Genomic DNA, 22,375 nt, shown 5'->3' with positions numbered 1-22,375 from the left:
ACATGAAAATAATCAAAAACATTCTATATACTACACTCATTGTTCCCACTCTTTTATCAGGTTGTGATGTCGAAAATCCAAATATTACGGATGAAGTCTACCTTACCACGCCAGAGGTGACCAAAACCTGGCTCAATGGTTTACGACGCCAATTTGCACTTACCATTAACCAGGCAGTGGTAAGTTCTGAACTAGTCTCCGACAACTACTTTAATAACCGGACTCTTAGCAGCAAAGTGTTCGATATCCCACAGATCGATTATTTCGATCTTGACGTAAATAACCTTCAAGTTGCCGTCCACCGCCTGCGGGAAATGTCGGAATATGGCATAAATACGATCGTGAACAGCGATGCATCCACCACTGCTAATGACCGGGCTGAAATCCTGTTTATAAATGCTTACGCTCACCTGCTGAGTGGAGAGCTTTTTGTCAGCCTTCCCACAGCAAGAGGGGCTGTGGCAATTACACCTCAGGAGCACTTTAGAATGGCGATTACCAGCCTGGACCAGGCTATCGATTTGCAAACTATTGCCAACGAAAAACTGGTATACAATATAGTTAAAGCGCGTGCGTACTATGATCTTGGAGATGCCGCAAATGCAACCCGTTTCGCAAATGAAGCTTTGAGCAATAAGACGCTCTTGAAACAAGTTACATTTGATGGTGTAAATGGAGTATCTAACGATTTTCAAACCTATATATTCTCATCCACTACCAACGAGTTCGCCCCTTTACCCCGTCTGGATTACCTGGATCCGAAGTATTATCATGTAGGAACTGCAAACCAGGAACAAAAACCTGTTAGTATTGCCAAAGCTGAAGAGGCCTACCTTATTATTGCCGAAGCTCAAATCTCATCTGGCGACCTGGCAGCTGGAAAAACTACATTGAAAAATATGTTAGATGAAGTGGTTTCCAAAAGGCCCACCGTTTCTCTTGACGACAAGAAAGAGACCCGGAACGGCGGAAACCGGACAGACTATGCGCTTACTGCAGCCAACCTAAAGTTCGATCCAGCAGCTCCTGTAAAAAGCGGATATGTATTAAACCGGCAGGCGGGAAACATAACAGCATATACAATCTCAGGTACAAAGGTCACAGCTCAGGATATCGACAATACTACTTCGCAGGATGATCTGATGTATATTTTGTATCTGCTGCGTCAGGAAATATTTTTCGCCGAGGGAAGACGTATGACAGATCTGGGAATTAAATTTCCGGTATCACAGACGGAACAGCTGAACAACAGTAACATTACCTCTCAAGATATCAAAGCCCAAATACCTGCATTTATACCTCTCAACAGGGGAATGGACGATTTCACATACGACCGCACATCGAACCTGGTGACCATGAAATTTGACATGAACAAAATACTGGTCCAGAATAAACAGGCTAAGGAAATTTTTCCATTCCTTAACTAAATACTAATTCCAGCAATTCAATGAAGAGGATATTTTCAACGATTATAGCAACTGCAGTTGTTTTGGCAGCAGCTGCTCAACCAGCAAAACACGTCATACTCGTTAGTATTGACGGCTTTCGTCCTGATTTCTATCTGGATCCCTCCTGGCCAGCACCCAACCTGCAGAGCATAAAAGCTAATGGTGTTTATGCTGAAGAGGTAAGATCCATATTTCCCAGTGTTACCTATCCATCGCATACTACTTTGGTAACCGGAGCTTTACCTGCACGTCATGGCATTTACTACAACACCCCATTCCAGACTAACGGAAGAGGTGACTGGCCTACAGAGGCCAAAGAAGTAAAATCAGAAACGATATGGGCAGCCGCAAAAAAAGCCGGATTGAAAACAGCTTCAGTATCATGGCCAGTAACGGTTGGAGCTCCAATTGACTATAACCTTCCCGAGATATGGTCGAAAACAGATCCTTCTGACCGCAGGGGAGCCATAAGCGAATCAGCAACACCTAGAGGCTTATTCGAAGAAATGACCGATAAAGTTATCGGACATATCGAAGCAAGCAGTTTAAATCTGCAGTACTTTGACATTGACGAGAACAACAGCCGTATGGCTGCCTACATTCTTCAGAAGTATAAGCCTAGCTTGCTAACCATACACATTGTGAGTGTTGACGGAGCCCAACATAAACATGGACGCTCGGGAGCAGAAGTTCGACGAGCAGTAGCAGTGGCAGATCATGCAGTATCAAACTTGATTGACGGACTTGAAAAAGCAGGTATCAAAGATCAAACTGCTATAATCATTACCGGCGATCATGGATTTTCAGATATTCATTCAGCTCTTGCTCCAAATGTATGGCTGGCTGAAAAAGGGCTTGCAGGTGCTAAAAACAACGAAGGCTGGAAAGCGATGTTCCATACCGCAAGCGGTTCGGCGTTTTTGCATCTGAGCAAAAAAGGCGATACAAAAACACTAAACGAGGTAAAAGCCCTTTTAAATGGTCTTCCTCAAAAGTACCGTAGCTTATTCCGGATAGTTGAACGTTCTGAGCTTGATAAAATAGGGGCAGATCCCAATGCTGTTTTAGCTTTAGCTCCTATGAAAGGCATTAGTATGAATGGCTCGACGGAGGGTGAACCTCTTAAACCGGCTAAGGGAGGAACCCACGGATTTTATCCAGATTTCCATGAAATACAAACCGGATTTATCGCGGCAGGAGCAGGCATAGAAAAAGGCACTGTAATACCGCAAATGGCTCTGGAAGACATCGCTCCAATAGTAGCCAAATTATTAGGCTTTGAATTTAATGCTCCCGACGGCAAGTTTTTGCCTTCCGTATTAAGCACGAACAAAAAATAACGAAATGCCCTCAGCGGACATCTAACTCTCTGAGGGCATTTATTATAAAGTTCGGCTCCTATATTCCTTACTATATTCCAATTAGTTAAATCTTCACTTGCCAAGGACTCACGCTGTTTCTGAAACCACTGTACCAGTACTAAAGCCGTTGTATCGCCGGATTTGAAAAAACTGCACTAGTCAATGGTTCTTTCTCGTTCATCGACATTTGATCTTCATAGAGGAAGACTTAAGCCAGGGTGCACTTAAACGCACCATCACTTCATCGCCTGGCTTACCATTACTTTGAATGTAGACAATCATTCTACCTTGGAAAACCCTTTGCTTATTGTCTGTATAATCACCTACATCTGAGTTATCTCCCGCTTCCATACCCAGTAGTCTCCCACTTCCGGCAATCTCACAAGTTATCTCATCGTCGGCATTAACTACCGGAACGCCGTTCTCGTCGACGATCTGAAGCTCAATTTGCGCCACACCGCCATCTCCCCTTACCTGCATTTGATCCCCTTGTAGCACTTTAATTGCGTACGAGCGCTTGCTGGATTGAAGTCGGTGACGAACGGTTTCTCTCCCAGCAGCATCCATACCGATCACTTCAAGCTTTCCGTCGGCATAAGGAATATCCCAATAAATGATCCCGGTTTTCTGGTCGTAGTCTTTAGTCTGGCCAACAACGGTGCCGTTTAATTCCAAACGGGCTTTAGCTGCATTAGTGTAGGTAACCACCCGTATTATCTGCCCTGTGTGGTAATTCCAAATTGGCCAGGCGTCCATGGATGGAATTGGATTTCGTTGCGGTGCCTGTGCATTCTCAAGTACAGACCAGGCATCCGCGGAAGCTCCACCCCCTTTAAGTGGATAAGTGCCGAGGTAGGCCATCGGCTTATTCAACCAAAGGGACTGGCGGAAATATCCTCTGGGTTTGATATACCCTGCAAAATCCAGTAACCCTGAATAAAACCCTCTTGCTGGCCAGCGGCCGGATTCCCCTAAATAATCAATACCAGTCCACAAAAATTGACCAAATATATGTTCATTTTCTACAACAGCTTTCCACGCGCCGAGGTCGTGACGATTTTCACTACCGTAAATAACACGTTTAGGGTAGCGTTTATGATCTGAGACATAACGACTTTCGGTATAATTATAACCAGCGATGTCTAAGGTTGAGGGATATTCAGTTTCGTTAGACATCGCCACGCCTGCCAGGCCTGCCGTGACCGGGCGACTTGTATCATACTTTCTAACCACCGCCGCAAGCCTTCTGGCAATATCTCCCAATCGCATTGCATCAGGGGCATCTTTCTTATAACCTCCGTACATTGCCTGCGTAAAGCCGGCATTCTTATCTCCATCCAGTATGGGATGTGAGTATGGATCGTTGGGGTAGTCTACCTCATTACCAATACTCCAGGCGAATATCGAAAGATGATTACGATCTCTTTTTACCATGTCGCCCAGGTCACGTTCTCCCCACTCTTTAAAGAAATCGAAAGCTCCCTGATGGCCCGGAGTTCCAACGTTCCAACCCTGCAGCCATTTTCGCTTAGGAAATTCCCATTCATCAAACGCCTCATTCATAACCAGCAAACCGAGTTCATCGCATAGATCATACAATGAAGGAGCCTGTGGATTATGGCTGGTCCGAATAGCATTTACTCCAAGGGATTTTAATGCTAAAAGACGGCGGCGCCAAACTTCCGGATAAACTTCTGCCCCAAGCACACCCGCATCATGGTGCAGGCATACACCTTTTACTTTCATATTTTTACCATTAAGCGCGAATCCCTTATTGGGATCAAACTTATAGGTTCTAAAACCAGTGATTACTGAAGTGCTGTCTATAATTCTTTTGTCCTGAAGTATTATTGTGCGAAGCCTATAAAGATTAGGGGTTTCTAAGCTCCATAACGCCGGATTGTTAACAGAAAGGTCTGCTTTAATTTCCTTTCGATTATTTTTGGTCACGGTCAATCCGCTTGTTCTCCTGGCAATAACAGCTCCGCTTCTGTCAAGCAATTCATTCACAACCGTAATGCTGGCATCGTGGGGCAATTCATTTCTTACATCAGTTTGTATATGTAATACTCCTTTGCTTCCCTTCAATTCTGGAAATGCATATACGCCCCACTGCTCCAGATGCACAGGGTTGGCTCGAACAAGATACACGTCCCTGTAGATACCAGAGCCTGTATACCAGCGTGAATCAGCATCCTGACTATGGTCAACACGAACTGCAATCTGATTATCAGTGCCAAAATTAAGATGGGGTGTTATATCATAATTAAATGATATGTAGCCATTAGGCCGTTTTCCTACTGACTTGCCATTTACAAAAACCTCGCTTCGGTTATAAACACCTTCAAAGTAGAGATAAACTTTTTTTCCTTCATCTTCCTTAGGAATGGCCAAGGTTTTTCGGTACCAACCAATACCACCGGGAAGGAAACCAGTAGCACTGGCAAGGGAGGGATCGTAGTCTTGCTTAACCGTCCAATCGTGCGGTAACTGTACTGCTTTCCATGAACGGTCGCGGTTGTCCAATTGCTTTCCAGGGTCCACCTCTCCAAGATGAAACCGCCAATCAGAATTAATTTTTTCAATCTGGCCGAAGCCTGGCTGAGCATGAAGACTTTTTGTAAGCAGCAGCAATAGGCTTAAAGCAATAAGAGGATGTTTGAATGATTTCATCATTGGTCAGTATGATTTACAATTGGCATTATAATATAGTGAATCTCCTCGACTGGTCACAGGATATAACAGGGCCCAAGTTCTCGATTTCGAATGAGCATCTTATCACTTCGCTTTTTTCAAACCTGCCACCCCTTCCGAAGTCATCGCTACTCTCTTAATAGTTCCATTAGCATTATACTTCAGTTCATCCACACAAACAGAACGACTATAACTGCTGCCTCCATCCTGTATGCCACCGTTGTGATAAATGAAATACCAGTTCTTTTTAAACTCAATAATGGCTTGATGATTGGTGTTACTATTGCCGGCAATCTCATTGAGGATTCCTTTATAGCTATACGGTCCATCAATCTTGTCAGCCATCGCATAAGCAATTTTTTCAGGGAAGCCTGTAGCATACGAAAGATAATATTTTCCATTCCTTTTATGGATCCAGGGAGCCTCGGTAAAATTGAATCCCTCAAAGTTCATTTGCCTTACCGGTCCGTCTAATTCGATCATATTTTCCTTCAGCTTTGCATAGTAACAATGGCGGTTCCCCCAAAAGATCCAGGCTTGTTTATCATCATCGATAAATATTGCAGGATCAATACAGGCCCAGGAGTGTTTGGAAGCGAAACAATCTTTATTAGTTAATAAGGGGCGGCCCAAAGCGTCCTTGTACGGTCCTTCTGGCCGATCGGCAACTGCTACTCCGATACCTGTCCAATTAGTACTAATATACCAGTAATATTTCCCATTCCTTTCTGCTACATGTCCCGCATAAGCGTCGCCGCTTTTCGCCCAGGTAAAGTCCTGGATCTTCATTGGGACAGGATACTCTACCCAGTTATTCATATCGGTAGTCGAATAGACCAGCCAGTCCTTCATTTTGTAACCTTTCTGATTTCCGGTTGAATCATGACCGGTAAATAGCCAAAGTGTATCCCCTTTTACAAGTGCAGCAGGATCTGCAGTATACTTATCCGTTATTATCGGATTGCCGCTTGAGGCCAAGCGATGCAGATCGCCGCCTTTACTTTGTGCCTTAGATGATATATTAATCGATAAGGAAAGAAAGAAAAGTAAGGCAATCTGCTTAAAAAAACCTGGTTTCAGACCGGGTAATACATGAACGCGACTTACGAAAACTCCCACTGGTGAATGAACCCTTATGAGGCGCATAGAACAGAAAGAAAATAAAATAAACAAAAGATGAAAAGTCATGCAAGAATCCATCGAATTTGGTTGTTGTTTCAGATATAATTGGCAAGTAGTACAGCCACTAAATTACGTTCTAATTCCAGCCGCCAATGTAAAGATGAAGATAGTTTTCATTTTAATTCTTTGATCTTTTATTTTAACCCTGCAGTTTTTTTCTGCATGGGATTTTAGTAAATCCAGCATAAATTCTACTTGTGCACCTTGTAAGAGGTCCAGTTTCATCCATTAGGTTTATCCATACCTCTGTATTAAAATCCCGAACTATTTACCCACACTTTTATCTCCAAGTTCCGTCGTTATAACATCCAGATCTTTTATCTGCTGAGGAAACCATACAAGCATTTCTCCCTTGCCTCTGTTAGCCCATGAATAATATGGGATAGCAGTTAGGTCTCTTTGCACCGTTGTTACGTTCTGACCCATTGCATCAATTTCAATAGCGGGTACCTTGGCTTTGATTATCGTAACGCCATTTAAAAGCTCCGGGCGGAATTCTGTTTGAAATGAAGCGTTTACAGGTACCAGAAGATTAGAAGCTTTACCATTGTTGTCTACCCACTCTGCACAGTAAACAATTGGTCCCCGTTGAAGAGCTACTTTGCCAACATCATCTTTTACCTTTTCGTGGGCAATCACTCTGCGTACTTCCATGGGAAGGTTTACTTCCACCACATCATTCTTTTTCCAGGCCCTGCTGATCGTTGCATAACCTTTGTCCCCCTGGTAATTTACAACTTTACCATTAACTTTTATTTCAACTTTCGTGTCTGTTTTGTCTGTAAATTGATAAAGATTGGAAGGCATAGCTTCATTCCTTGCCCACCCAGGAATCCGAATTTTCATATTAAAGTTTGTTGAGGCCTGGGGAGAAACTACAAACCTTAGAGCGCCCTGCCAGGGATAATTATTCTGTTGCTCGATGTTTACCTTCTTACCCTTAACGCTAAAAGTCGCATTGCTGCTAACGAAAAGATTTACGTAGATGTCTTTATCCTTCTGGCCATATACATATCCAGGGATTGACGGAAGAAGTCGTGACACATTTGTAGGACAGCAGGAACAGTCAAACCAACCTGAACGGCCATGCTCCAAAGCGCTGTGCGAAAAGCTATTCTTCACCTGCATGGCATTGCTATAGAAGAATGACTTACCATCCAGACCCACTCCCGAAATTAATCCATTATACAAGCTCTTTTCCAGAATGTCTATGTACTTAGCCTCGCCATGCAGCAGGAACATGCGATGGTTCCAATATACATTAGCAATTGCCGCGCAGGTTTCGTTATAGGCCGTTGTGTTAGGAAGCTCATAATTATCACCAAACCTTTCACCACCAGGTACCGCCCCCAAACCTCCTTGCACATACATTTTCTTACTAACTGTATTCTCCCAAATACTGTCTATAGCCTTTAGGTAAGCTTGATTACCTGTAAGAGCGGCTACATCGGCTACACCCGCATATAAGTAAGCTGCTCTTACAGCATGCCCTATTGCTTCCTTCTGCTCTAAAACAGGTTTATGATCTTGCCAATAGGCCCCGCTTTTCCATGGATCTTTGCTATTCTTGTCATACTTGGCATAATGTCCTCTCTCGTCAATAAAGTCTTTTGCCGATTCCAGGTATTCCTTTTTTCCGGTAATTCGATATAGTTTTACCAGTCCCATCTCCACGATCTCATGACCCGGGGCTACATGCATTTTTCCAGGTCCAAAGACAGAACAAACCAGATCAGCGTTTTTTAAAGCGATATTAAGCAGTGATCTTTTCCCTGTGGCATAATAATGGGCAGCAGCAGCTTCATACAAGTGGCCGGAGTTATATAACTCGTGACTTAATTCACGCTCTTTTTCCCAGCGTTGCAGTCCTGCCCAGGCATGGGGGTGCGCAGGATCAATCGTGCGAGCTGTATAGAGATAACCATCCGGCTCCTGAGCCATAGCGACCTTAACGATCAAGCCGTCAATGTACTGCTCCAGTTTCTTATCAGGGAATAGGCTTAGGGAAAAAGATGCTCCCTCAATAGTTTTGTAAATATCTGTATCGTCAAAAGGGAATGTGGTGCAGAATTTACCAGAGCGGTTTGCAGCCATCTCAAAATTCTTCACTCGTCCGGTATTTTCACAACGTTCGAAGGATGCGGGAATAGTGGATGTATGATTTATCCGGAGACGCGGCAACCAAAAATTATCGGTAAATTTCACAGAGGTAAAGTTTACTGCCTGAATAGGGTAGTCTTTCTGCTGAGCGTATGAAATCGCCAAAGTTCCTGAAAAGGCCAGAATTAAAGTTGTTTTAATTAATGTACTTGTTTTCATCACTTGAAAGTATATCTATAGTTGTGTGAGTTCGTTAAAAAAGTCACCGGGCTTAGCCCGATGACCACCAATTAAATCAACCCGTATACGAGTTAATAGCCTTTATTTTGTGTTAGATTAGGGTTTTTAGCTATCTCTGGCCTTGGAATCGGATAAAGATTTTTATCACTATTATTATCGGCATTATGAGAAAACCATGATTTGGTGGTAAAGACACCAAAACGGATCATGTCTTGCCTTCTTCTTCCTTCCTGATCAAACTCCCATCCTAGTTCATCGAGAAACCTGCCAAAGGTGATATTAGCGCCGCCCTCGGTGGTGCTGAGATCCTTATCCCTGCGACCATAGTTATAAGTGCTTCCCATCTGAAGTTGCGCACCGGTAACAACAGCTTTGTCCGGAGCTCCCGTGAAAGCCCTACGTCTGAGTTCAGTTACGATAAGTGCAGCATCATCGGCCTGTCCCGTACGCAAAAGCGCTTCAGCCTTCATCATTAATACATCAGCATATCGAAATAGGGGAAAATCGTTGCTAAGCTGAACAGTAGCGCCCGTTTTTATTTCAAATTTCCCCAAGCGTAAACCATGCACAGATTCTCCAAAATCGATGCTTGGAATTTCGTTGATATAAATAAGAGGCTTGTCTTTAGTGGCTCCCATAGTGCCCACTAGAGGAGTTCCATCAGCTGCAAACTGTTGCCCCTTTATCCAATTTTTCCTGAAGCGCTGGTCCTCGCTATCATAAGTACTTATAAACTGAGGAATTGCAGCCATCCCCCCCCATGGAGCAGATAGCAAATTATACGTCTTTTGATTCTCCGGGGAAAGGGATTGCATATGAAGATCAAAGGCGTTCCAGTTATTGGTGTAGTTCTCATCCAGAGGCAAAGCGAAGATTATCTCCTTTGAGTTCTGATTATTAGTTAGAAACACATTTTTCTGATCTGCTTCCAAGCGGTAGCCTGCATTCGAATTAATAACAGCATTACAAGCTTCTATACATTTCGTCCACTCGGCCGTTCCTGAATAGACCTGAGCATTAAGGTACATTTTAGCAAGCAGGGTATAAGCCGTCCATTTGTTAAACTTGCCATAGGTAGAAGCATCATTTTTCTCGTTTAGTAATGGAATTGCTTCAGTCAATTCCTTTACTATGAAATCAAATACTTGCTTACGCGTACTTTGCTGAGGTAAAAAGCCTTCAGGCAAATCAAATTGAGTTACAATTGGGACATTACCAAATATATCGCATAGCACATAGTAATAGGAAGCTCTTAAAGCTCTTAACTCTGCTATTGTTGCTTCCTTTCTTGCTCCCAGAGGGATTAATTCTGTTTCTATCTGGTAGATCAACCTGTTGCAGTTAGTAATTCCGGCATAGGTACGGCCCCAGGTATTGACGACTATTCCTTCGTCTGCTGTCCATTTATGATCGTGGATCCTTTTATACACGCCTCCATCTACCCAGCCGTTTGGGCGGCCAGGAATTACTTCCTGATCGGCGGAAAGTTCTTGTGCTCTCCACAATCCATCCCAATCCAGTAAAACAAAGCGCCAGTTTGAGTATGCTGCTCCCAGAAGGGCTGCACTACTTTGATCAGTAACTGTGAGCTCTGACGAAATGATCGTGGTATAAGGGTCATCTTTCAATTTAGTACAGGAAAAACTGCCTAAAAGAATAGAGGAAAACAAGAATCCTTTTATATATTTTAAATTGGTTTTCATATTACATTCCGTTTACTTGCGACTACTGTAAACATCTCAGCGATAGCAATATCCTCTGAAATTCCACCTCGCGCTAATGAATAAATTGCAGGTTTGTTAGTTAAAGGTTTAGATTAAGTCCGACAGTGAAAGTACGTGTGGTAGGATAGCGGTCTCTAACGTCATTACCAGGCGAAAGACCACTTCTGTTTACTTCCGGATCAATCCCTGAGTATCTAGTTATTACAAACGTATTCAAGCAACTTCCGTAGAGCCTTGCGCTTTTCAAGTACTTCGTTTTCAAATTATTGAAGCTGTATCCGAATGTTATATTATCGATCTTCCAGAAATCTCCATCTTCGATGTAGTAACTGTTAAACTCCAGGGGCTCATTCAATAGTGCCTTGCCAAACACCTTGTCTTCAGAAGACTTTAATCGGTTATAATTTTTAATCGTCGGATTTTCGAGGTACATTCTTTCGAAGTTCAGGATCTGGTAGTCGAAGGCCCCTCTCATAGTTACAGACAGATCGAAGTTCTTGAACTGGAAGTTATTGTTCCAACCGGCATAATACTTTGGAAGTCCATTGCCAAGCACCTTTTTATTCTCGAAGGTTCGGGCAAAATTTGCTGATGGCACCCGATCGCCATTATTATCTTCATAGATCCATTTACCATTCTCATCAATATCCACCACCTTAAACCCATAGAAGTCTCCGATACCTTTCCCAATGAAAACAATATTGGTAAATGTTTGGATAGGCTCTCCGGTTTCTCCAGTAGGGAAATAGTCATTTGTAGCCTTGTATAAATCGTTAGACAAACTCGTTAACTTATTTGTATTTGTAGAGAAATTAAAACTTGTGGTCCAATTGATTTTCTTAGATTTGACAGGAACCACACTTACAATCGCTTCAAGTCCCTTATTTTCCATAGTACCCACATTAGCTCTTGTAGAGGGATATAAGTTTGGAGGACTTGGAACCTGGTAATCATAGAGCAGCCCTTTTATCCTTCGCTCATAGTAATCGAGGTTTCCAAAAACTCGCCCTTTGAACATGCTGAAATCTAAGCCATAATTAGCTTCATGCTTCTCTTCCCAGCGGATATATGGATTCGGGTTAGTTGAAGGCTCTAACACCTGTATCCATTTTCCGTCACTGTACACAAAAGATCCAAATCTAAGGAGTGCCTGACTAAGAAAACCGCCGGAAGGTGGATTGCCAGTTACGCCATAGCCCGCTCTCAGCTTCAGATCATCAAAAATCTTTTGATTCTTCATGAAGCCTTCGTTAGTAATCCGCCATCCCACAGAAACGGCAGGAAAGGTACCGAAGGGTCTGTTTGCGCCAAAAAGTTGACTAGCCCCTTCATGCCTAACATTCGCCATTAAGAGATACTTATCTTTATAGCTATACGTAAGGCGGCCAAAGAAACTGACCAGGTTAGATTCGCCTTTTCCACTTCCTATTGCTCCCTTGCCATCCTTTATTGCTCGTCCTAACCCAATATTGTTATAGCCAAAGTCATCAATCGTAAAGTCCCAATTCTGTATAAAATTATTATATGATTCTTGTTCCTGGTAGCCATAACCGCCTAACAAAGTTATCTGGTGATCCTTGATCTTGTTTGAATATTCTGCAGTCAGCTCCATCAACCGGTCGATTGACAGGGAACTTCCGACTGCTGCATATCCGTTCATATTATCCCTGATGTTGGAAATATGATTTTTTGTTTCTGAATAGCCTGAATTAGAGTTGAACCTGTTGTAAGAAAAAAGAGAGGACAGCCTTAGTCCTTTTACTGGATTGTACACCAGTGTACCATTCACCCTGGAATTTATACCCTTTGTTTGTCCATCACTTTCATAGATCCTGGCCAGCGGATTTTCATAATTGAAATTCCCAGGTAATTCAAGCCACTTCCCGTCCGCTCCAAATACAGCCTCTGTTGGGTTACGTATCAATGCCTGCCTGTAGGTATAGCCATTGAACGAGCCTCCATTTTGCGTTTGGGTGAAATTATTGTTCTGATTTAATAGAGTGAGATTGATCCTCAGTTTATCATTTAGCATGAAATGATTCACATCTACCCTTCCCGTAAAGGTTTTGTTATCCGACTTAAGGAAAATGCCTTCCAATGCCCTATAATTTAAAGAGGCCAGGTAATTAGTCTTATTATTACCTCCCCTAAAAGTCAAATTGTGGATCTGAGTTACAGGGGTTTGAGTTAGTTCATCCAACCAGTTTGTGGAAGCCCCATAGTCTTGGTTAGCCTCCCTCGTTCCCGAAGCTATTTGCGCCCTATAATCTTCAGCTTTAAGCATTTCCGGATGCTTTGCTATCGTCTGGGTACTTGCAGAGCCGCTATAGTCGACCGCATTACTAAAGCTTCCACTTGCACGCTTGGTTGTAATAAGGATTACCCCGTTGGTTCCTCTTACTCCGTATATTGCGGCGGCCGAGCCATCTTTTAACACGTCTATAGATTCTATATCTTCCGGTGCAACTGTTCTGAGAGTACCCGGTACCCCGTCTATGATAACAAGAGGGTCCGTATTGGCGCCAAACAGGGTTGTATTTCCTCTTAAAAGGATTTGGGAACTTCCTGTAGGATCTCCGTTCGGATTTGATACAGTTAATCCGGCCACTTTTCCCTGGATCAATTGTCCGACATCCTGAACAGGTCCTTTTACAAAATTCTCAGCCTTTACTGTAGCAACAGAAGCCGTTACATTGGCCCTCTTCTGCGAACCGTAGCCGATCACCACTACCTCGTTCAGGTTACTACGTGATTCGCGAAGGATAACTTCCACACTCGTTCGACCATTTAAGGGAACTTCAAGCGTTTCGTAGCCCAGATAGGTAAAAACAAGAACTGTATTTTCATTCGGTACCAAGAGGTTGAATGTTCCTTGTGCGCTTGAAGTTGCCCCCCTTGTTCCTCCTTTGATCTTGATGCTTACCCCAATAAGAGACTCACCTTTTTCATCTTTCACCACACCTTTAACAGGTATATCCAAAAGCTCTGTCCTTGAAACTTCCTTGGTTTTACGAGATGTTGTCCTGGTAATAATGATAATTTTCTTGTTCTGTTCAAGGTAATCCAGCTCGGTATTCTTGAGAATCTCCTTCAGAATATAATTCACCGGCTTATTCTTCTCAGAAATGCTGATGTTACGGTAAGTGTCTATCAGCTTATCATTATAAATAAATCTTAATCCGCTTTTCTTCTGAATAGTATTCAGGATATTCTTCAAGCCTTTATTCTCGGCCTGCAAGTCAATTTTAACTTCAGATGCAACTTGTCCTTCAGAAGTACTAGCAATCAGAAGTTGAGTACTTAAAGCCAGTACGAAGAAGATTTGACAACTAATTCTCATAGTTTGCTTTAGGGCATAGTTCGTCCTTGTGGTATAATTTTTCATACCTTTGATGATGTTTGGTTAATAAATGCGTTTATTATCTAAAAGGCAGACAGCCGAATAATTGGCGTTAGGAAGCTGTCTGAAACCGGTTTGACCAGCTCATGCCGGTTTTTTTGTACATTCTTATGTCATAGCGTTCATATTAAGGGTTAATTGATGTTAGTTTGAATGTGATGGTATTTCCTGTTTGGATATATTTTAGGTTGTTAGCTTTTGCAATAGAAAATAGTATTTCTTTGAAACTGTCGCTGGAGTTGAAAAACCCGCTAAATCTTATCCTTCCAATAGTTTCATTGGCAAACTTAAATTGCACTCCATAGGTATTTTCAAGAAGAGTAGTTACGTCGGCCATTCGCTCATTATTGAATATAAGTTTACCCTGCGTCCAACCGAGGATCTCATTTCCATCAGTATGAACTTTCTTCTGATCTCCTGTACTGCGGCTGATCTGCAACTGTTCATTGGGTAATAGTAGGATCGCAGCTCCAACAGACCTGTTGTTCTTATCGGTTTTGCAAACCCCAACTTTTCCTCTCGTTACAGTGATCTTTATATCTTCGAATGACCGGTACGCCCTGATGTTGAAGGCTGTTCCAAGTACCTGGGTTCGGGTTTTATCGCTGATAACAATAAATGGCTTTGTATCATCATGGGCAACATCAAAATACGCCTCCCCTTCTAGTAGTTCAACCTCTCGAATGTTGTCACCAAAGCTCAAAGGATATTTTAAGCGACTTCCTGCATTCAGGATGATCATAGTACCATCGCTCAGCTTAAGGTTTACTCTTTTTCCAGCTTCTGCTTTAGACACGGCGTATTCAATAACAGATTTAGCATTTGAGGGGTGATGTTGCCAAAAAAGAAATGCAATTGCCGATATCAACATTAGCATTGCTGCAATTTTGAGGAAGCCGCGGTAAGATCGATTTATAAAAACACTTTTTTGAATAGTCCTATCAATACTTTCTTTAAGTTCTACATCTATTTGTCTTTTCTCAGTATCAGACCATGACCAGTCTCCCTTTTCAGAGGCCTTTTCGAACCATAAATTAAGTTCGCGCTCCTCTTCCAAAGTGCATGTTCCTCTTGCATGCCGGTCTAATAAAGAGATAAGTCTTTCCTTGTCCATAATCGGTTAGTATAAGTAAGTACATTAAGCAGGCCTGTGGTAGTAGATTTTTCTAAAAAAAAATTATTTAGATATAAGAAGCAGGTTAATAAACAGTAAGAGACTGATTAACTTTTCGCGTTGCAGACTAAGGCGGAATATTTTTAAAGCGTTACTAATCTGTTTTTTAACAGTTTTATCTGAAATACTGAGCTGCTGGGCTATCTCCTTGTATGACAGTTGTTCCTTACGACTAAGAATAAAAACCTGTTGCATTTTGGAAGGAAGTTTTTCAATGGTCTTATCCAGCAGGCTATTTATGTCTCTAACAGCTTGAATTGAGTCGAGGGAATTATCCTCCTGTTCTGACTGAATTAACAAGGCATCAATGATAAAGCTCTTTTTACTTTCTCTTTGCAGGTAGTTCAAGCCCTTAAAACGAACAGATGAAAAAAGGTAGGCACTTATGGATTCAATGTTGTCCAATTCTAATCTTCTGTTCCATAATGAAACGAAAACCTCTTGTAGAATATCTTTGGTTTCCTCTTGGTCTTTTATCACCCGAACCAGATACAAGAAAAGCTTTTCCCAATGCCGGTTATAGAGCTCGTCAAAGGCTTGCTTATTATCCAGCTTCACCAACTCAAAAAGCGAACTGTCTTCCAAATATTTAAAATCCTTTGAAGCCATAAATGTTTTTAAGTAGCGTGAATCGCGCGCTATAATTGGTTGTTAGTTTGAAACCCTAAGGTAACATTCTTCTTGCAATTGTCTAAATTACATTTATATTTTTCCTTTAACAACTCGGCTATAAAAGGCCCATAAATAAAAAGAGGCTGTCCATACAGACAGCCTCCAGATATTAACCGAATCAAGCTAAACTAATAGCCAAAGTTGTTTTCCCAGTTATTCCTGGTCTTCATTTCATCCTGTGGAATAGGTAATAGCAAATCTCTTTTGGTTGGCAACTGACCATTAGTAAGAGAATGATAATGTCTTGCAAACGCAGTAAGGGTTTCTAACGCTTCCGTTTCCCCCCATCTTACCAGGTCGAAAAATCTTCTTCCCTCACCAATGAACTCGAACTTCCTTTCTCTCTTTATATCTTCCATAGTAGGATCGGCAGTTAAAGCTGGAAGGCCTGCTCTCGTTCTTATCTTATTAACAAAGGTTCTTGCCTGACCGGCTTTCCCATTCCTGATCAATGCCTCTGCATAGTACAAGTATACATCAGCAGGTCTTATGATCGGAAAATTCCTTGGAAAGTCGTTCCATGATTTAATCGTCGCATTGGTAGGATCCTTTTCCAGGAATTTGGTCACAATTGCTCTGCTTACCCAGGTAGTATGTGCTTTATCCGCCCAATACCCTTCATCAATTGATGGAGCAAACCGAAGATCGTTATTTGCTTTCATCTCTTTCACAACAGCACTATCTACCCTAACATCCTGTCCCTGATTGGAGTAAGAGGTGAACACCCAATCCGGATAAGGAGTTCCGGTTGAACTGGAACTGGTGATGAAACCAGGCAAACTCGAACCTACATTAAGTCCCCCTGATGCAAATTGAATAGAAAAAATATCGTTCTTATTCTCGTTTGCCAGGATAAATAGCTTACTGTAATCAGGCTGCCAGCGTGTATCTACATCTGCGATGATGCCTGCGAATGTCGCTTCGGCTTTTCCATAAGCTGTAGCATCATTATAAGGGTAACCGCCCATAGTCATATACACCTGCCCCAGCAGAGCCTTAGCAGCTACGCTTCCTATCCGGCCAGATTCTGCTCCTGTGTAAAATTTGTTCAGATTAGCTCCTGCAAATTCAAGATCGGAGATAATGAGAGCATAAACCTCTGTCAAACTTGCTCTCGGCAGGGAAACAGCCTGATCGCTTTCAATCGGGGTGGTTACAAGGGCTACAGGTCCAAATGATCTAGCCAACTCCGAATAAGCGAAGGCTCTAAGGAACATGGCTTCAGCACGATACCTCGTATATTCACCTTCCTTCGTTCTTGCCAGTAAATTATTTGCATCCTTTATTAAAGAATAAAGGCGGGAGTAAATTCCTGAAACCCCCGAATTGGTAGGTGATGTTAAAAACTTCCTAAATTCCAGCTGATTGTTCTGAGCACTGGTTTCGGCTCCTAAATAAAGGAGATCCGATCTGTTTTCAGAAGCAAGCCAGTAATAATCGGTTGCAAAATCAGTGTTAGTTCCGTTTCTTCCAAGTCTGGCATAGATGCCTACAACTGCCTGTCTTACTTCAACTTCCGAGGTATAGAAACTCTCTGTTGTATTGTTGCTTATAGGACCAATGTCAATAAGATCCTTATTACAAGAAGATACTGCTAATGCAAGCAATATTGTTAATATTTTGATTTTCGTTTGTTTCATTGCGTTGATTTTTGATTAGAACGATGCTGAAAGACCAAATGACAAAGTACGGGCCTGTGGATATGCACCCCAGTCGGCAGATGCATTATCCTGTGTCGCTCCTTCCGGAGAAAAACCAGGATAATAGTTATCCCACATGTATACGTTTTCCAAAGAAGTGTATACCCTTGCGCTCCTCAAAAAAGTATTCTTAACCGGGAAAGTGTAACCAAAACTTATATTTTTAATTCTCAGGTAGCTGGCATCGTACATCCAGTTGGTATCGTACTCACTGGTTACAGCAGAGAAAAACGCAGGCACTTTTCCATCTCCAGGCTCAGCCTCTGACCAATATGCTTTAGTTAGCCACTGTTCCATATATGACCAACGAGGATCACTGGTAGCCCGGTTCCAACCTCGTGAACCGATGGATAAAAGGTCTCCACCTACTCTTCCCTGGATAAATACCGATGCGTCAAATCTTTTAAAGGAGAAAGTATTGGTAAAACCATATTCAAACTTCGGCTGGTAGTTTCCTACAACAGAGTAATCTGCAGAAGTTATTCTTCCGTCGCCACTTATATCCTCATATTTAGTATCTCCAGGTTTTTGACCTGACCACACCGGCACTTTAGCCACCCAATTGTTTCCTACCCTGTCAAAATCGCTTTCACGGAGAACCCCTGTAGCTTTAAGTAAGTAGTAAGAGTTAATAGGGTTACCTACGCGCTGAATAATTGTATTTCCCTGTCCCAGGCGAATATCTGTATTATCACCGGCCAGCTTCGTGATCTTATTTCTGTTTAAGGACAAATTGAAATTAGAATTCCATTTAAATGCCCCTACAAGGTTCCTTGTATTGATCCCTAACTCAAATCCCTTATTGTCGATATTACCAACGTTCCTGATCATGTTAGAGAATCCTGTACTAAGGGAGATTGGAGTATTTAAAAGCAAATCGCTTGTCTTTTTATAGTAGGCATCTGCGGTAACAAAGATCCGGTCGTTAAAAGCACCGAAATCAATACCAAGGTTATAACTGTCAGACTTCTCCCATCTTAGGTCAGAATAAGCAATATTACTAACCACATAACCATTGTTAATAGCTTGAAGATCTCCGAGCGGATAGTTTAAAGCACCCATGCTGGAAACATAATTGGCTCCTCCAATACGGTCATTACCAGCTACACCCCAGCTTGCTCTTAGTTTAGCTGTACTTAACCAGCTTATATTTTTAAATAACTCTTCTTCTTTAAGCAACCATCCGGCAGATAAGGCGGGGAAAAAGCCCCATTTCTTATTCGGACCGAAGCGCGATGATCCATCATATCTAAATGAGGCAGAAAACAAGTATTTGAGATTGTAATTATACTGAAGTCTTCCGAAGTAAGATATTAATGCAAATTTATCAGCATCTACCGAGTTCAAATTTACTGTAGTTGCTTTCTCCTTAGTAAATATCCAGGATTTATCGTTTGGAAACCCTGTGAGACTTTGCTCGGTGTACTCGTTCCCTGATTTATCCTGGGAAATACCAAGCAATCCATCCAGGTTATGATTCCCAAGTTTCTTTGTGTAGTTTAAGGTTGCCTGAGTTAGTAACTGATATCCGCTAGTAGTTGAATACCTTGAGGTAGACAATTGACCGGGCGTCGCCTGATTCCAAGTTCCCTGTATCCAGGTAGGAGAATAGCCCCGTTCTCTGTTTTCCCGGATATTCCAACCCACCAGCCCGTTTAGATCCAGACCATCCAGGATATTAACAGTAGTGGTTAATGAGGTGTTCAGACGAATATCGTTACGATTCCTCTCGTTATATACAGATTGAACATAGGGACTAACGTTATTGGGTCCTGTTCCCCAGTTATCATAAAACTTATATGGGTCCGCTCCTGCCATTTTTCCAGCTCCAGCCGGCACCCAACCTGGAAAACTTAAGGAACGGGCCACGGCATTATCCCTTCCATCAACATTTGGCCCTTTTAACACTCCTAATGAAGGAGCCAGGTTAGCTCCTATCTTAATTCGCTTGTTAATTCTCGCATCCAGGTTAGCCCTGAAAGAATAACGTCTGAATGATGAGCCTTCAACTATCCCCTCCTGATCAAAAATACCCGCAGAAACAGCGTAACTTAAGTTTTCCGTGGAACCAGTTGAATTTATTTGAAGATCATTCACAGGGGCATTTCTAAATAAAGCATCCTGCCAATCTATAGCCTCGATTCGGTCTGTTCCCCACCATGGGTCGTATATTCCATAGGTATTCCGGATAAGCGCTAAAGAATCTCTTGTGCCATATAAACGACGAGTTGTCGCCCTTGCAAACGCTAACCTTTCCTCCTGCGAGGCATTAGGATTTTGCGTGGGGTTGTTTATTGTCCATTGCCTGTCGTACCATTTCTTATTGAAATCGATCCACTGGTCGGGGGTCATTACATCCACCTTTCTTTCCACATTCGATAAGGCAGTATAACCACTTACCGAGATAGTAGGTTTAGCACCCTTTTTTCCGCGCTTAGTTGTAACGAAAACCACACCGTTCGAACCACGTGAACCATAGATTGCCGCAGATGCTGCATCCTTTAACACGTCAATAGATTCGATGTCGGCAGGATTGATACCTGAAAGATTATCCAGAGGAACCCCATCTACAACATATAAAGGATCAGACGATCCGGTAAGTGAAGCAGCTCCGCGAACACGAACCTGAATATCAGCGCCAGGAGATCCTGATGTATTCCTTACTGCTACCCCTGCCATTTGGCCTTGTAATGCCTGCTCGACCCGGGTAATCGGACGTTCTTCTATATTTTCCGAAGTGATTTTGGCTACCGACCCTGTTACCGTAGCCCTTCTTTGTGTTCCATAACCCACAACTACAACTTCTGAAAGGCTTGTTGCACTCGACTTAAGGACAATCCTTATATCTGTTTTTGTGGCAGCTTGTTCTACCGGAGTAAAGCCCATGAAAGAGAATACAAGGACTGCATTTTCGTTCGGAACGCTGATCCTGAACTTACCGTTAACATCTGTTGATGTTCCTGTATTCGTTCCTTTTATTTTGATACTTACTCCGGGCAGTGCTTCTCCTTTTTCGTCAACTACGGTACCGGTAATTAACGTCTGTGCCTGGCTTCCTTTTTCTGTTAGAATGATCACCTTTCCCTCACGCAGAGAGTACGTTATGTTAGTTCCATTAAATAGCTTGCTCAGTACATTGTTAATTTCATCATTATTTGCATTGATAGAAAATAGCCTAGGAACCTGATTTATTATTTGGTCCTGGTAAAAGAAGCGATAATCCGTCTGCCTTTCCAGCTCATTTAAAACTTTTTTCAACCTGGCTCCCTGAACGCTTAAGTTGATTTTTTGACCATATCCTTTCGAAAAACCCTGTAGAGATGCTATCAGGATTAGGACCATTGTGAATTTGAACATCAGGAAGTATTTTAAAAGACGTTCATGCCTGCATACGGTTATGCGGCAATACTTTTTTTTCATAAATTAGTATTTGATCTGTAACTATTGGTTTCTTGAAAATGTACTAGTTAGTTATAGCATTATTAAACGGGGGATGTTGGCGCATTTCCCGTTTTGCTTTATTGGTTTTTACAACTATCTACATAGGCCTTCTCCTTTTAGGTTTAACATGATTGGTTGTTTAATAATTAATAGATCAGAACTTCGTCTTTGCTGATCTGATACTTAAAGTCTATAATGGCATTCAATTCTTTTAGCGCTTCTTCGAGGGTTTCATCTTTAAATTTTCCCGAAAACTTGATGCTGGCCAGATTGTCGTTCTTAAATACAAGCTTCGTATTATACTTGTGCTCCATCATTAGAGCAACCTCACCAAAAGTGGCGTTATCAAAATTAATGTGATTTTTAAACCATAATATTTCAACCGGAATACCTTCTGCTCTTGAGTCCTCAACCCTGGTTAGTTCTACTGCTAAAAACTCGTCATTTCTGCTTGCCTCTGCTGTTTTGATATCTCTTCTACCCTTTGGAGTTGAAGCACTGGTCACCATCAGCTTCTGGGAGGGCTTTAAAATGTACTTGGTTTCGGGCCTCCTTAACAGGGACAACTCAATTTTCCCATGAACGAGAGTAGCTTCTGATTGCTCTGATCTTTCATAAGACTTTACATTGAACGCTGTTCCCAATACTTTAATTGTGAAGGTCGGAGTAGTAACGATAAAGGGATGCCGGGCATCTTTAGCAACATCGAAATATGCTTCGCCAGTAAGGTTTACTTCCCTGCAATTCGTTTTACTGTTGTTCTTAAAGGTTATCTTACTTCCAGAATTAAGCCATACACTGCTACCATCCGGTAAAATAAGCTTGCTGACACCAACTGCGGGGGCTTCCATTGCAGTAATTACATCCCTGCCTTTGGATGGCCAAAAAAGGTAACCAGTGGTAACTGTCAATAAAACTACTGCTGCGTAGCGGAAGTAAGTGGATTGCCAGATATTCTTGAGGAAAAAATCCCTTCCCGCTGGTCGCTCATCACTTTCTATAGGTAATTCGCTGAGATCTTGCTTCCATGTCTTTTCAAACCTCTCCCAGCGTTTATCAAGTTCTCTCGTTTCGTCAACCCCATATGTAGTAGTATTATGCCAGATCTCCTCTAAAGCATTAGTAGGAAAGCTGGCATTTTTTCCACTAGAATGCTTCTCAAGCTCATGTAACTCCTCTTCCGAGGCGTCGCCACTAAACTTTTTTGCTATGAGTATCCAGATCTGTTTGATCATTTTC

12 protein-coding genes are annotated in these 22,375 nt (G+C 42.2%); 2 read left to right on the top strand and 10 right to left on the bottom strand.

Features of this window, described 5'->3' with window-relative positions:
• Positions 1-2 precede the first annotated feature (2 nt).
• Complete coding sequence (locus J4N25_RS23865) at positions 3-1,427, top strand: hypothetical protein (RefSeq protein WP_207424403.1); 1,425 nt, start codon at positions 3-5, stop codon at positions 1,425-1,427.
• A 20-nt stretch (positions 1,428-1,447) separates the two neighbouring features.
• Positions 1,448-2,788 carry an alkaline phosphatase family protein gene (locus J4N25_RS23860; protein ID WP_207424402.1) on the top strand — a complete coding sequence of 447 codons (1,341 nt, stop codon included), beginning with the start codon at positions 1,448-1,450 and terminating at the stop codon, positions 2,786-2,788.
• A 198-nt stretch (positions 2,789-2,986) separates the two neighbouring features.
• Here J4N25_RS23860 and J4N25_RS23855 read toward each other — a convergent pair whose 3' ends face one another.
• From J4N25_RS23855 to J4N25_RS23810, 10 genes are all read right to left on the bottom strand, one after another.
• A complete protein-coding gene (locus tag J4N25_RS23855; RefSeq protein ID WP_207424401.1) occupies positions 2,987-5,485 on the bottom strand; it encodes a glycoside hydrolase family 2 TIM barrel-domain containing protein in 2,499 nt (832 codons plus the stop codon).
• 102 nt (positions 5,486-5,587) lie between these two features.
• Positions 5,588-6,649, bottom strand: coding sequence for a glycoside hydrolase family 43 protein (locus J4N25_RS23850; protein ID WP_207424400.1), 1,062 nt, complete (start codon positions 6,647-6,649; stop codon positions 5,588-5,590).
• A 300-nt stretch (positions 6,650-6,949) separates the two neighbouring features.
• The gene (locus J4N25_RS23845; RefSeq protein ID WP_207424399.1) at positions 6,950-9,004 is read right to left on the bottom strand and encodes a glycoside hydrolase family 127 protein; all 2,055 of its coding nucleotides are present in this window, start codon (positions 9,002-9,004) and stop codon (positions 6,950-6,952) included.
• Positions 9,005-9,096: 92 nt separating this feature from the next.
• A complete protein-coding gene (locus tag J4N25_RS23840; RefSeq protein ID WP_207424398.1) occupies positions 9,097-10,728 on the bottom strand; it encodes a RagB/SusD family nutrient uptake outer membrane protein in 1,632 nt (543 codons plus the stop codon).
• 100 nt (positions 10,729-10,828) lie between these two features.
• A complete protein-coding gene (locus J4N25_RS23835; RefSeq protein ID WP_207424397.1) occupies positions 10,829-14,134 on the bottom strand; it encodes a SusC/RagA family TonB-linked outer membrane protein in 3,306 nt (1,101 codons plus the stop codon).
• Positions 14,135-14,276: 142 nt separating this feature from the next.
• Positions 14,277-15,263, bottom strand: coding sequence for a FecR family protein (locus J4N25_RS23830; protein ID WP_207424396.1), 987 nt, complete (start codon positions 15,261-15,263; stop codon positions 14,277-14,279).
• Between the two features lie 63 nt (positions 15,264-15,326).
• On the bottom strand, positions 15,327-15,932 hold the full coding sequence (locus J4N25_RS23825) for an RNA polymerase sigma-70 factor (protein ID WP_207424395.1): 606 nt from the start codon (positions 15,930-15,932) through the stop codon (positions 15,327-15,329).
• A 191-nt stretch (positions 15,933-16,123) separates the two neighbouring features.
• On the bottom strand, positions 16,124-17,635 hold the full coding sequence (locus J4N25_RS23820; RefSeq protein ID WP_207424394.1) for a RagB/SusD family nutrient uptake outer membrane protein: 1,512 nt from the start codon (positions 17,633-17,635) through the stop codon (positions 16,124-16,126).
• A gap of 15 nt (positions 17,636-17,650) precedes the next feature.
• Positions 17,651-21,052: a SusC/RagA family TonB-linked outer membrane protein gene (locus J4N25_RS23815; protein ID WP_242696008.1), complete on the bottom strand. Its 3,402-nt coding sequence runs from the start codon at positions 21,050-21,052 to the stop codon at positions 17,651-17,653.
• Between the two features lie 230 nt (positions 21,053-21,282).
• Positions 21,283-22,371, bottom strand: coding sequence for a FecR family protein (locus J4N25_RS23810; RefSeq protein WP_207424393.1), 1,089 nt, complete (start codon positions 22,369-22,371; stop codon positions 21,283-21,285).
• Positions 22,372-22,375 lie beyond the last annotated feature (4 nt).

The sequence above is a fragment of the Desertivirga brevis genome (genome assembly GCF_017355835.1).
Note: the sequence above shows the minus strand (reverse complement) of the source record. Positions and strands in the feature narration are given on the sequence as shown.